Consider the following 13,305-nt stretch of genomic DNA (forward strand, 5'->3'; position numbering starts at 1 on the left):
GAATCTCGCGGGACCATTGCCGCCAGGGAGCGAGACTTACTTGATCGCCTGGATCTCGTCGACGATCTGCTTCATCTCCGGGGTCTTTTCGTATTTCGCCCACACCGGCTGGGTCGCCTTCACGAACGCTGCACGGTCGATCTGAGCTGCCGGGATGATCGTTGCGCCACCTGCGGTGACGGTTTTCTGCGCCTCGGCTTCACGTGCGGTCCACAACTGCTGATACACCGGCACCGAGTCGGCCGCGGCCTTCTTGATGATCTGCTGCTCCTGCGGCGTCAGCGTGTCCCACACCTTCTTCGAGAACACCAGCACTTCCGGCGTCATCGTATGCTGGGTTTCCGAGTAGACCGTGGCGACTTCGAAGTGCTTGCCTTCTTCATAAGTCGGGAAGTTGTTTTCTGCGCTGTCCACGATGCCGGTCTTCAGGCCCGTGTACACCTCCGCGGTCGGCATCGGCGTCGGGATGCCACCCATCGCCTTGATTTCGTCGACAACCAGCTCGGACGGCTGGACGCGGACCTTCAGGCCCTTCATGTCCGCCGGCGACTTGATCGCCTTCTTCGCATACATCGAGCGCGCGCCGCTTTCGTAGAACGTCAAAGCGATCATGCCCTTCGCCGTGAACGCGTCGAGGATCTTCTGGCCTTCCGGGCCGTACATGACCTTGCGGAAATGGTCGATGTCACGGAACAGGAACGGCAGCGACGGGATCATGATTTCCGGCACGATCTCGGTGAATGAAGCACCGTTGGCTCGCGTCATGTCGAGTGCGCCGATGCGGACCTGGTCGATCGTGTCTTTCTCCGAGCCGAGTGCGCTGTTGCCGAACACCTTCACGGTGTCCTTGCCGTTGGTCGCCTTGCTGATTTCTTCGCCCATATGCTTCACCGCCACATTGGTCGGGAAGGTGTCGCCGTGCACCTCGGCAACGCGGAACACGCGCGCTTCAGCCGACATCGTGCTGAAGGCCAGCGCCGCAGCTGCGACGATCATCGAAACACGGGAAAAGGCAAACTTATTGTTCATCGTGCGAAACTCCTCCGGTTGGGGGCTTGTAATTTGTCGGGTATTTTTCATGCGTCAACGCTAGACCGGTGCCGACCCGGCTGGAGCGGATTCGCCGCCCAGTTTGCGAAGCCCGATGACAGCGGGGCTGGACGGCGAAGTGGCGGGGCTGCAGCGCCGTGGGCCCAGGGCCAGGAGCCCGGCGCTAAACGTCCGGCGCATAGGGCGGCTAACATCAGGTAGCAGCTCAGCATTCATCGCTGCTGGCAATGCCGTGACCCGCTGCTTGCCGAGAGCGATCCAGCCCTAGGGCGGGTCTCCAACGAACGGCCCGGCCAGCAAACGCCCAGCCGTGCCGTCGCGCGGCTGAAGCGTCGCCCAAAACGACGCTCGCATAGCAAAGACACCGGTGCGGCTCCTGGAATCCGGGCGTCGTCTGTGGCTCAGAGCGATGGCCGTGTGGGTGCTCGAGGCGCCGCCCGCTCACTTTTTCCCATCAATCACGGCGACCACCTCGCCGCGCGTGTACTCCTTGTTCGCCAGCGCACCGGCCGGCGTCTTCGCGAGCACCGCATCGAGTTCTTCCGGCTTCACTTCGAGCACCGGCATCCGGATATCGTGCGGCACCTTCTTGCCGGCCAGAATCTGCTGCGTCACCCAGAACGCGAACGTCGACGCGCCGGGCGGAATCGTCACCGACATAGTCTCGTAGCCGCTCTTCTTCTGATCGGCCCACCACGCGAGTTCTTCCTGACGGTTGCCGAGGATGATGATCGGCGTCGGCCGTCCCGCCGTCTTGATCGCCTGCGCGGCGCCGAAGCCGTCGCCGCCTTGGGTCACGACGCCGTCGATCTGCGGCAAGGTCGGCAGAATGCCCGCGACCTGCTTTTGCGCGACCGTCTGCGTCCAGTCGCCGTGGACCGAGCCGACGATCTTCAGCCCGGGATACTTCTTCAACTGCTCGACGACGCCCTGGTGAATCTCGTCGTCTACCGACACGCCCGCGAGTCCGCGGATCTCCAGCAGATTGCCCTTGCCGTTCAAACGCTTCGCAAGGTAATCGACCTGCATGCGGCCCATGCCCTGGAAGTCGACCGCGATTCGGTACGCGCAGGGCTCGGTCGCGATTCCGTCGAACGACACGACCGTCACGCCCGCGCCGCAAGCCTGCTTGATCACGCCATTGAGCGCGGTCGGCGAAACGGCGTCGACGACGATCGCCTTGTAGCCCTGCAAAACCAGGTTCTGGATCTGCTGGACCTGCTCGGTCGCCTGGCTTTCGGCAGTCGTGAAGCTCGGCGCGGACGCGACGATCTTCTGCTTGACTGCGGGGTCCGCGACGTTGGCCCAGCTCTTGAGCATCTGCTGGCGCCAGCTGTTGCCCGCGTAGTTGTTCGACAGCGCGAGCTTCTGCGACGAGGTGTCGCCCGTCGCGACCTGAGCCGAGGCACCCGCCGATGCCGCGGCGATGCACAGCGCCACGGCGATTGTCGTCATCTTCATTTTTGTCTCCGGTTGTTTTGATGGTGTAACGCTTCAACGCTCCGCGCCGCGCACCCCGACGTAAAGCGAATAAATCGACGAGGTCGCCGCGATGAACAAGCAATTCCGGTTGATGCCGCCGAACGTGAGGTTTGCGACTACCTCGGGAATCAGGATCTTACCGAGCAGCGTGCCGTCCGGCGCATAGCAGTGCACGCCGTCCTCCGCGCTGGTCCACACGTTGCCGTGCTCGTCGACGCGCATGCCGTCCGGAACGCCGCTTTTCATCCCGACCAGCACCCGTCCGTTGCGCAAACGTCCGCCGCCCGCCAGGTCGAACACACGGATATGACGCGGCGCGTCGTCGTCGTGCGACGCGGCGGAATCCGCGATATAGATCCGCGATTCGTCCGGCGAGAATGCGAGACCGTTCGGCTTCACGAACTCGTCGCTGACCAGTTCCACTCGTGCGCTGTCCGCCGACACGCGATACACGTTGCACCGGCCGATCTCGCTCTCAGCGCGATACCCTTCGTAGTCGCTCAAGATTCCGTAGTCCGGATCTGTGAACCAGATGTTGCCGCTCGAATCGACGACGACATCGTTCGGTGAATTGAGCCGCTTGCCTTCGTAGTGCGACGCGAGCACGGTCACGCTGCCGTCGTGTTCGGTGCGCGTCACGCGCCGCGTGCCGTGCTCGCAGGTGACGAGCCGGCCTTCGCGGTCGCGCGTGTTGCCATTGCTGTAGTTCGACGGCGCGCGAAACACGCCGACGCCCATGCCCGGCGCCCAGCGCAGCATACGGTTGTTCGGTATGTCGCTCCAGACGAGCAGGTCGGTCGCCGGGAAATACACCGGTCCTTCGGCCCACAGGCTCTGATCGGTGACGCGCGTCAGGAACGCGTTGGGCTGAAGCAGCCGCCTGAAACGCGGGTCATGCACTTCGTAGTCGCTGGATTTCATGTCCCCTCTCGTTCTTTGTGTAGATTCGCAAAGCAGTTCATGCGGGTTCACGCGGCTTCACCGCGCGGTCTTTCCGCCGGCCGCGACCGTCACCGCGACGATCAGCACGCCGTAGACGATCGCGCGCACGCCGGCATCGGCGCCGAGCGCATTGAGCGCGGCGTTGGTGAGGTACAGGAACATCGACGCGCCCCACACGCCGACGATCGTCGCCTTGCCTCCGGCGACCAGCGTGCCGCCGATCACGACCACGGCGATCGAGATCAGCATGTACTCGACACCCATGTCGAGCGACGCGCCGCCCGAACTCGCCGCGAGCAGCAGCGCGGTGAGCGCCGCGATCATCGAGCACAACACGTACGCGACGCAGCGCGTGCGGTGCACGTCGACACCGGCGAGCCACGCGGCCCGCGCGTTCTGCCCGATCGCCGAAAGCCTGCGGCCATACACCGCGCGATGCAACAGCACCGCGAGCGCCGCCGACAACGCGAGCGCAAAAAGCGCGATGTACGGCACGCCGACGAACCGGCCGGTCGCGAACGCGCCGAGCGCGGGCGGCGGCGGTGGCAGCTGCCGGCCTTGCGTGATCGCGATCGACTGGATGATGAAGCTCGAGGACAGCGTCGCGATGATCGGCGGAATGCGCAGCAGCCGGATCAGCACATAATTCGTGAGGCCCACCGCGACGCCGACGCCGAGCGCGGCTGCGACGCCGAGCGCGACGCGCGCGTCCGATCCGCCCATCACGTGCATGCCGATCACGCCGGCGAGGGCGATCGTCGACGGCACCGAGAGGTCGATGTTGCCGACACCCGACGTGATCACGAGCATCTGCCCGAGACCGACCAACACCATGAACACGCCGTACGTGAGCGCCGTTTGCGCGACATTGCTGGCGATGCCGAAGCCGAACACGCCGACGATGCCGAACCACACCAGCACCGCGCCGGCGAACGACCACGCCCACGGCGCCTGAAGGTCCCTCAAGCGCGTGAAGACGCCGTCGCCGGCACCGATCCCACTGTCCGAAGTCTGCGATTTCATTGACGCTCCCCGCGTTGAAGCAGCACGCGCAGCGACAGCACGATGATCAGAATCGCTCCTTGCATGCCGACCTGCCAGTCAGCCGAAATGTTCAGGAAGGCGAGGAACGATGCCGCAAGCGTCAGCGTTATCGCGCCGAGCACCGCACCGATCACCGACACGCGTCCGCCGATGAATTCGCCGCCGCCCAGGATCACCGCCGCGATCGACAGCAGCGTGTAGCGCAGCGCGAGATTCGCGTCGGCGGAGGTCGTGAGGCCGAGCAACGACAGCCCTGACAGCACGCCGAAGATGCCCGCGATCCCATACAGCGTCGCCTTGCTGCGCACGAGCGACCAGCCGAAGCGGCGCATCGCGCGGGGATTGCCGCCGGCGCCGCGAATCCGCACGCCGGCCGAGGTACGCATAAGCAGCACATGGCCGATGATCGCGATCACCACCGACCAGACGATCGGCGCCGCGATCAACGGCGTCTGGTAGTTCATCGCGGTGCCGAGCCAGCCGGGGCTCGTGCCGCCAGGCGAAGGCAGCAGCACGATCGCGAGGCCGCTCCACACGAACGAAAGCCCGAGCGTCACGACGATCGACGGGATCTGCCGCAGCTCGATCAGCGCGCCGACGGCCGCATACGCCAGCACGCAGCCGACGAGCGCGAGCACGCCGAGCCATGGCTCTTTCGCGAGCAGCGTCGCGCCGATGCACGCGACCAGACTCACGAACGAACCGATCGACAGGTCGAGATCGTTGACGGTGATGATCGCGAGCTGCGCGAGCGTCGCGAGCACGATCGGCACCGCGAGATTGAGCAGCAGGCTGCTGCCGAAGTAGCTCATCACCGCAGGCTGCATGATCACGATCGGCACCAGCACCGCGATCAGCGAGATCGCCGGAAGCAGTGCGCGCAGGCGCGCCTGAGTGTTTTGGACAGTGAAGCGTTCGACTGTAAAGCGCGCGGGCGTCATGCGGCCTGCTCCTCGAAGCTCGCCGCAAGCAGCGCTTCTTCCGTGCATTGGTCGGCAGAGAGCACACGCGTGACCGCGGCGGAGCGGAATACATACGTGCGGTCGCAATGCGACAGCTCTTCGTTTTCGGTCGTGTACCAGATGAAGGTGCGGCCCTTGTGCGCTTCATCGTGCACGAGCTGATAGATATCGCGCTTCGTGCCGACGTCGACGCCGCGCGTGGGATCGTCCATCAGGATCAACTCCGCGTCCGACGCGAGCGCGCGCGCGAACAGCACCTTCTGCTGATTGCCGCCCGACAGCGACAGAATGCCCGCGTTCATCGGCGCGCCGCGTATGCCGATCTTCGTGCGCCACGCTTCGACGAGCGCGCGCGCCGCGGTGCGGTCGACCAGACCGCGCCGCGCTTTAGCGCCGCCGAGAAGCCACCGCAGATCCAGATTCTGCGCAATCGACCAGACCGGAAACACGCCGTCGCGGCCGCGGTCGCCCGCGACGAACGCGGCCTTCGCGCGGGCGGCGCCGTGACGCGTCGCGGCCTCGTAGATCGCGAGCAGCGCCTCCGTCTGCCCTTGTCCCGCGAGTCCCGCAAAGCCGACGATCTCGCCGCGCGATGCCTCTATCGACGTGCGCTTATGTGCGCCGACGTTCCAGCGGAACGCGCGCTCGCCGCCGCTTGCGTTGCTCGAGCGCGCGGCCGTGGGCGTCTTGTCCGCTTCGAGCTGCTGGCCCATCGCCTGAATGATCGCCGCGCGGCTCGACGCCTCGCGCGGCAACACGCCGACGATGCCGCCGTCGCGCATCACGGCCACGCGATCCGCGACACGCTCGATCTCGCCGAGCATGTGCGTGATCAGTACACACGTGATCCCGCGTTGCGCGGCGCGTCGCACGAACGCGAGCAATTGATCGGCGGTATGCGCGTCGAGCGATGAGGTCGGCTCGTCGAGAATCACGAGCCGCACCGGTGTGTCTGTCACCGTGAAGCCGCGCGCGATCTCCACCATCTGCTGTTGCGTGAGCGTCAGGTCGGAAACCAGCTCGTTGCCGTTCAGCCCGTTGCAGGGGAAAATTTCATCGAGTTTCTCGCGCATCAGCGCGGTCGCCTCGCGGCGCCAGCCGCGCCCGCGCAATTGCGGATGCACGATCGTCATGTTCTCGGCGACCGTCAGGTTCGCGCATAGCGACAACTCCTGGAACACGCAGCGCACGCCCGCATCGCGCGCGGCGTTCGCGTCGTAATGCGGCGCGGGCTGGCCGTCGACGACGATGCGCCCCTGCGTCGGCGGATAGACGCCGGCCAGCACGGCCATCAGCGTGGATTTGCCGGCGCCGTTGTGTCCCGCGATGCCTACGCATTCTCCGCGCTGGAACGCGAAGTCGATGTCGGCGAGCGCGCGTACCCGGCCGAAGACCTTGCCGATGCCTTCGAAGCGAATCAGCGCGCTGTGCTGCTCGCTGCTTGATGTTGCTCCCATTCACATGCCTCCATGCGTGGCCACGCGAACTGCTTGCTCGAATTGCTTGCTGGGATGTGACCGGACGCGCTTACTTCTTGTCGAGCAAGGCCACGGTCTGCGGTAACGTGTAGGTCACGTCGGCGAGCCCGCCGGGCGGCGTCGCCGCGAGCTTCGCCGGCAACTCCTGTTCGGAGATTGCGAGCAGCGGCACGTTGATCGTTACGTCCTTCGGAATGTGCTTGCCCGCGAGCACCTGCTGCGCGACCCAGAACGCGAACGACACAGCGCCCGGCGGGTTCGACAGCGAGCGCGACTGGTAACCGGTCTTCGCTTGCTCGTTCCACCACTGGAGTTCGGGGTAGGTGCTGCCGATGATCATCGGCGGCGTGGGTCGATTGGCCGCCTTGAACGCCTGCGCGATGCCGAACGACATCTCGCCTTCGGTCGCGACGCCATCGACTTCCGGCAGCGTCGGAAGAATGCCCGCGACGGTCTTCTGCGCGACCGATTGCGTCCAGTCGCCGTGCACCGAGCCGACGAGCTTCAGGCCCGGATGCTTCTTCAGCCCTTCGAGCACGCCTTCATGCATCAGATTGTCGACGGAAATGCCGGCCACGCCCCGCACTTCCAGGACGTTGCCTTTGCCGTTCAAGCGGGTCGCCAGGTAGTCGACGCCCTGTTCGGCCCAGCCCTTGAAATCAAAATTCACGCGATACGCGCACGGTTCGTCGACCACACCGTCGAACGATACGACGACGATGCCCGCCGCGCATGCTTTCTTGATCGTACCGTTGAGCGCGGTGGGCGACACAGCGTCGATCACGATCGCGTTGTAGCCTTGCAGGACCAGGTTTTGCACCTGCTGCGCCTGCTCGGTCACCTGGTTTTCAGCGGTCGTGAACGCGGGCGCGGCGGCGATCTTCTTGTCGCTCACCGCCTGTTGCGCGACCGTGTTCCAGCTCTTGAGCATCGACTGGCGCCACGCGTTGCCCGCGAAGCTGTTGGATAGCGCGATTTTCTTTTGCGACGTATCGCCGGCGGCGACCTGTGCGTGCGCCGCGCTGCCGAACATGCAGGCTGCGAGCACGAGCGCGGCCCTGACATCTATTCCTCTACGGAACACTGTCGTCTCCTATGGTTTTTCTTCGAGACACGACGCGGCTTTACTGACAGTGCGCCGCTATCGGTCTTTATTGATCTCTGCCGCGGTCAGGCCAATTATTCTGGTCAGGCCAATTGATCGCGGAGCCAGTATAGCGACTGGTTTTGGCGCGTGCAATGCGGTTGGTTACCGGTAACGAATTTAGGACCGAATCAGCGGGGAGACGACAAAGACACTATCGGGGATATGTGCTCGTCGCACGCGCGGCAGACGTCGGCGCGCGCTGCAGGGCTTGGAACGACAAGACATCGGTCCACAAGGCGGTCGCCGCTTCCACGACTTTGATCATGACGACGGCTTTCACCGGGGGTTCCACGGTCGCAGCGCTCAGTTCGAGCAGGGCGGGGGCCATAGCGGCGGTCATGGCGGACACAACCAGGCACCGGCACAGAAGAAAGAAATGGGAAGTGTGACCGGAAATGCCTACCACCATGGCCAGCCGATCCTCTCGAGCTGCGTCGAGTCGGCTGTCAACCAGGTGGTCAGCAAGCGTTTCGTGAAGCGGCAGCGGATGGCCACGCGACCGCTTCGCGCCTGATGTCCTGCAGCCGGTCAGGTACGAAACTCGGATTTCAATGCCTGATAAAGCCGCCGATACCGTGCGAACCGGTCTCCCAGCACGCTCCGAAGCGCCGGCTCCGGTTCATATCTTTCAACGACGGCCGGCGCTTTAACCACGGCAGCAAGTGTTTCCCGTTCACATGCAAGACGAGCGAGGCGACCTGCTCCAAGTGCCGCGCCGAGTTCGCTGCCTTCATTCCGATTGAGTTCGAAGCCCAGTGCGGAAGCGCAGAGTTTCCCCCAGAATGCGCTGCGCGAGCCACCGCCCACAAACGAGGCGGCGCTGAGCGTCGTTCCCGCAGCCTGCAACGCGGCGTACCCATCCGCCATCGCGAACGCGACACCTTCCATCACGCTGTAGGCGAGATGCTGAGCACCGTGCGCTGACGTCATGCCATAGAAGATGCCCTTTGCAGCGGCATCGTTGTGCGGTGTGCGTTCTCCGTTCAAATAGGGCAGAAAAATAGGCGCTGTGGCGCTTTGTCCCGAAGGTGCGATCTCGATCAGCTCGGCAACGTTGCTTTTAAGCAAACCGGACAGCCAGTGCAGGCTCGCCGCTGCGCTGAGGATCACGCTCATCTGATGCCATTGCTGCGGCACGCAATGGCAAAACGCATGGACCGCCTGCCCGGGGTTCGGTGCATAGCCCTCGGTCGCGGCGAAAAGCACGCCTGATGTCCCCAGCGACAGAAACGCATCGCCTGGCCGGGCAACACCAATGCCAATGGCGCTCGCGGCGTTGTCACCTGCGCCGCCACAAACCGTCACGCTGCCGTCGAGGCACCACTCGCGCTGAAGTTCTCCCCGCAGTTGGGCTGCAGGCTCACTGCCTTCAACCAGCCGAGGCATGTTCTCCCTCGACATACCGATCGCGGAGAGCATGCGGTCCGACCAGTCCCGCTTTGCGACGTCGAGCCAGAGTGTTCCCGAGGCGTCGGACATGTCGGAGGTAAACTCGCCAGTCAGGCGCCATGCAATGTAGTCTTTGGGAAGCAGCACCTTGTGCACGGCACGAAAGACAGCAGGCTCGTACTTCGAGAGCCAAAGCAGCTTGGGCGCCGTGAAGCCCGGCATGGCCTGATTCCCGGTGATACTGCGGGAATCGGGCACGAGCGCCTCGAGTTCCACGCACTCCGCATATGCGCGTGTGTCATTCCAGAGGATCGCCGGACGCAGAACGTTTCCACTGCGATCGAGTAGCGTTGCACCGTGCATCTGGCCGGAGAGGCCAATACCGCGCAGCGCCCCGAACACGCGAGGGTGTTCGGTGCGGATTGCCGCTATGGCGTCGAGCGTTGCGTTCCACCAGTCCTGAGGGCTTTGCTCCGACCACAGGGGGTGAGGATTGTCGACGCGCAGTCCAGCCCGGCTGCTGGCTATGACGTTCGATTCGGCATCGGTGAGCACTACCTTCACCTCGGACGTACCGAGGTCGATTCCCAGATAACTCAAGGTGTATTCCCAACGGTGAGTAGGCGGCCACGCCGCCTGGCATGGTCTCAGGCCGCAGCCTTGTGTTCGCGTGACGGAGCGTCGTTGAGTCGGTGCAACGCGCGAAACCGCGAAGGCGGAATCCCTTTTTGCGTGAGAAACTGCCGGTTGAAGTTTGATACGTTATTGAACCCAACGCGGTAGCAGATATCGGTCACACCGAGATCCGAACACATGAGCAGCTCACAGGCTTCATTCAAGCGCAGCCGATTCTGATACTGGATGAACGTGCAGCCGGTGTGACGTTTGAAGAAACGCGTAAAACTGCTGACGCTCATGCCCGCCATTTCTGCGACGTCGACTTCGCGCAGGTTTCCGGCGAGATTCTGCTGGATATAAGACAGCACCTGGTTGATGGTCGACGACATATAGCGCTGCGCACTGACGTTGTACGCCGGTCCGGCGAGCAGTTTCCTGCTGCTGCAGGCGATTAACTGATCGAAGATCGACATCAGCAGCATGACGCGGCGCGCACCGTGCGCACCGGAGAGTTCCTGCATGACAGGGGCGATGGCGAGGCCGAGTGCGTCCGGAAACTGCATGCCTTGCGACGCCTGGTCAATCAGCGCCATCACAGGACTGAGTTCGGCAAACGCCGCGACCATCCTGTCGACGGCATCGCGTGAGAACTGCAGCACGAGGTCGCGAGACGGCACGCTGGCACCGCCGTCGCTGTCCGTCACCCAGTTATGCGGCAGATTCGGGCCAGTCAACACGATATTGCCGGGTTGGAAGTCCCCTATGTGGTCCCCCACAAAGAACTTCCCCGAGGAGGCACGGATTACGTGCACTTCGTATTCCGGGTGGAAGTGCCATTTCGCGACCGTATGCGGATAGTCGTGCACCCAAGCCCGAAAGGACTCGTCCTGACGGGTATGGACCAACTCGAGATCCGGATTCATTGTTCTCGTCTCCACAGCAACTTTCACTTCGCGTGACAGGCGCGCGCTTGCACGCTAATGTACTCCGAGGCCGGACGCCGCGTGCAGGCGCGGGGCGGGTATGGGCGCCGCCGCCTCATCTGCCGCCTCGAGCGAAACATTTTCTCCGGTCGCGACGTCGAACACATGCAGATCGCGTTCGCTGAACGCGAGCTTGACGTGATCTCCCGTATGAGGCGCGGCACTCGCCGGAACCAGTGCGGTTACACGTTCACCCGAGCAGTCAACGGTAATGAGCGCTTCCGCGCCCAATACTTCAACCAGCTCCGCCGCACCGTTGAGCACGAGATCTCCGTCCGTTGTCCCGGATTCTGGAATCCGCACGAAATTAGGCCGGACTGCCAGTTTGATCGTCTGCCCGTCCTGCAAGCGCCGAAAGCGGTTCGCGCGTAGCTGCCAGTGACCGGCGGCCGACGAGACAGTCACTCGCTCGCCTGTGCATTGCACCGAGCCATCGAGAAAGTTCATCGCGGGCGTGCCGATAAAGCCCGCGCCAAAAATCGTGCGTGGATACCGATAAAGCTCGGTCGGCGTGCCTTCCTGCTCGATGTGACCGCCTCGCATCAGAATGACGCGGTCGGCTAGCGTCATCGCCTCGAGTTGGTCGTGCGTCACGTAGACGGTGGTCGTTTTAAGGCGCTGATGCAAGCGCTTGATGTCAGTGCGCAACTGGGCCCGCAGCTTGGCGTCGAGGTTCGACAACGGCTCGTCGAACAGGAAGACAGAGGGCGTCTTGATCATCGCGCGGGCGATGGCGGCGCGCTGCTGCTGGCCACCCGACATGGCGCGCGGCTTGCGTTCGAGCAGGGCGTCAAGATTGAGCATGGCGGCCACTTCGCGCACGCGGCGGTCGATCTCCGCCTTGGGCGTTTTGAGGCGCCGCAGGCCGAAGGCAATGTTCTCGTACACGCTCATGTGCGGATAAAGAGCATAGTTCTGAAACACCATTGCAACATTGCGCTCGCGTGCAGGCACATCATTCACTACCCGGCCGCCAATCGACAGGCTGCCTCCGGAGATTTCCTCCAGCCCCGCGATCATGCGCAGCATCGTCGATTTGCCGCATCCCGACGGCCCCAGCAGCACGACGAACTCGCCTTCGTCGATGTGCAGGTCGAGAGGATGCAACACCGGCTGCCCGCCGTCGTACTGCTTCGTCAGCCCTTCGCAGACAATATTCGCCATGATTCAGTCCATTTCGATCTGGATCTTCACGTCCTCGGGCCGACCGGCTGCGGCTTCCTCGAACGCCTTGATGCCTTCAGAAAAGGCGAATTTGCGGGAGATGAATGGATCGACGTCGATCATTCCCGAACTGATCAGGGCCAGCGCCCGCGGAAAAATATTCGCGTAGCGGAAGACGGATTCGAGCCGGATTTCCTTCGCTTGCATGGCTACCACGTCCAGCGCGACCGGCCCTGGCGGCATGCCCACCAGCACCGCGCAACCGCCTGGACACACCAGGTCCAGCAGTGTTTCGAAGACCTTCGCGTTGCCTGACGCTTCGAACACGACATCGGCGCCCCAGTCTTCGGTTACCCGGCGCACCACGTCGACGAGCGATTGCTCGGCGGCATTCACGGTGGTCACCGCAGGATTGCCCGCGAAATGGCGCAATTTCTCTTTCACGACGTCGGCCAGGATCACGCGCGACGCACCGCCCGCGAGCGTCGCCAGTGCCGTCATTGCGCCGATGGTGCCCGCACCGATCACGACCGCCACGTCACCGGGCTTCATGGCGGCCTTCGTGGCCGCTTGCAGTCCGATCGACAGCGGCTCGACGATCGCTCCTTGCGCGAACGAAACATTGTCGGGCAGACGGTAGGTGAACGCGGCTGGGTGAACCACGTAGGGTGTCAGACAGCCATGCACCGGCGGAGTGGCCCAGAATCGCACAGCAGGGTCCAGGTTATAGAGTCCGCGCATGGTCGCACGCGAGTCGAACTGCGGCACGCCGGGCTCCATGCAAACCCGGTCGCCTACCTTCAGGTGGCCCACCTCGCTGCCCACCTCGACGATCGTGCCCGATGCTTCATGACCGAGCACCATAGGTTGCTCGACCTTGAACGGCCCAATGCGTCCGTGCGTGAAGTAGTGCACGTCACTGCCGCACACGCCAACGGTATGAATGCGGACCTTGACGTCGCGCGGCCCGACGGCGAGCGGTAAATCGATGTCCCGCAGGCTCAGGCGTCGAGCTTCTTCCAGTACAAGTGCCTTCACAACATTCT

The 13,305-nt window shown here is 63.7% G+C and carries 12 protein-coding genes; 1 reads left to right on the forward strand and 11 read right to left on the reverse strand.

Annotated features, from left to right (window positions below):
• Nucleotides 1–36: 36 nt before the first annotated feature.
• From GCT19_RS21415 to GCT19_RS21445, 7 genes are all read right to left on the reverse strand, one after another.
• The gene (locus GCT19_RS21415) at nucleotides 37–1,029 is read right to left on the reverse strand and encodes a TRAP transporter substrate-binding protein (RefSeq protein WP_013093292.1); all 993 of its coding nucleotides are present in this window, start codon (nucleotides 1,027–1,029) and stop codon (nucleotides 37–39) included.
• 462 nt (nucleotides 1,030–1,491) lie between these two features.
• Nucleotides 1,492–2,511 (reverse strand): ABC transporter substrate-binding protein, encoded by a 1,020-nt coding sequence (locus GCT19_RS21420; RefSeq protein WP_018432666.1) that lies wholly within the window; start codon nucleotides 2,509–2,511, stop codon nucleotides 1,492–1,494.
• Nucleotides 2,512–2,544: 33 nt separating this feature from the next.
• Complete coding sequence (locus GCT19_RS21425; RefSeq protein ID WP_018432667.1) at nucleotides 2,545–3,453, reverse strand: SMP-30/gluconolactonase/LRE family protein; 909 nt, start codon at nucleotides 3,451–3,453, stop codon at nucleotides 2,545–2,547.
• A 57-nt stretch (nucleotides 3,454–3,510) separates the two neighbouring features.
• The gene (locus tag GCT19_RS21430) at nucleotides 3,511–4,497 is read right to left on the reverse strand and encodes an ABC transporter permease (protein WP_152853070.1); all 987 of its coding nucleotides are present in this window, start codon (nucleotides 4,495–4,497) and stop codon (nucleotides 3,511–3,513) included.
• Nucleotides 4,494–5,459, reverse strand: coding sequence for an ABC transporter permease (locus GCT19_RS21435; protein WP_152853071.1), 966 nt, complete (start codon nucleotides 5,457–5,459; stop codon nucleotides 4,494–4,496). Before GCT19_RS21435 ends, GCT19_RS21430 begins: the two co-directional genes overlap by 4 nt.
• The gene (locus GCT19_RS21440) at nucleotides 5,456–6,937 is read right to left on the reverse strand and encodes a sugar ABC transporter ATP-binding protein (RefSeq protein WP_152853072.1); all 1,482 of its coding nucleotides are present in this window, start codon (nucleotides 6,935–6,937) and stop codon (nucleotides 5,456–5,458) included. The genes GCT19_RS21435 and GCT19_RS21440 overlap by 4 nt, the downstream gene beginning before the upstream one ends.
• Nucleotides 6,938–7,007: 70 nt before the next feature.
• Nucleotides 7,008–8,042: an ABC transporter substrate-binding protein gene (locus tag GCT19_RS21445; protein ID WP_176135755.1), complete on the reverse strand. Its 1,035-nt coding sequence runs from the start codon at nucleotides 8,040–8,042 to the stop codon at nucleotides 7,008–7,010.
• A 271-nt stretch (nucleotides 8,043–8,313) separates the two neighbouring features.
• Between GCT19_RS21445 and GCT19_RS21450 the strand changes: the two genes are divergently transcribed.
• Nucleotides 8,314–8,619 (forward strand): hypothetical protein, encoded by a 306-nt coding sequence (locus tag GCT19_RS21450; RefSeq protein WP_084598295.1) that lies wholly within the window; start codon nucleotides 8,314–8,316, stop codon nucleotides 8,617–8,619.
• A gap of 14 nt (nucleotides 8,620–8,633) precedes the next feature.
• Here the strand turns inward: GCT19_RS21450 and xylB are convergent, their stop codons facing one another.
• The 4 genes from xylB to GCT19_RS21470 are packed head-to-tail and all read right to left on the reverse strand — an operon-like array spanning nucleotide 8,634 to nucleotide 13,297.
• Nucleotides 8,634–10,094, reverse strand: coding sequence for a xylulokinase (xylB, locus tag GCT19_RS21455; protein ID WP_152853073.1), 1,461 nt, complete (start codon nucleotides 10,092–10,094; stop codon nucleotides 8,634–8,636).
• Nucleotides 10,095–10,141: 47 nt separating this feature from the next.
• Nucleotides 10,142–11,035 (reverse strand): AraC family transcriptional regulator, encoded by an 894-nt coding sequence (locus tag GCT19_RS21460; protein ID WP_018432674.1) that lies wholly within the window; start codon nucleotides 11,033–11,035, stop codon nucleotides 10,142–10,144.
• 54 nt (nucleotides 11,036–11,089) lie between these two features.
• Nucleotides 11,090–12,259 (reverse strand): ABC transporter ATP-binding protein, encoded by a 1,170-nt coding sequence (locus GCT19_RS21465; protein WP_152853074.1) that lies wholly within the window; start codon nucleotides 12,257–12,259, stop codon nucleotides 11,090–11,092.
• 3 nt (nucleotides 12,260–12,262) lie between these two features.
• The gene (locus tag GCT19_RS21470; protein WP_321576847.1) at nucleotides 12,263–13,297 is read right to left on the reverse strand and encodes an NAD(P)-dependent alcohol dehydrogenase; all 1,035 of its coding nucleotides are present in this window, start codon (nucleotides 13,295–13,297) and stop codon (nucleotides 12,263–12,265) included.
• Nucleotides 13,298–13,305 lie beyond the last annotated feature (8 nt).

This window comes from Paraburkholderia atlantica (assembly GCF_009362785.1).
GTDB classification, from domain to species: Bacteria; Pseudomonadota; Gammaproteobacteria; order Burkholderiales; family Burkholderiaceae; genus Paraburkholderia; species Paraburkholderia atlantica.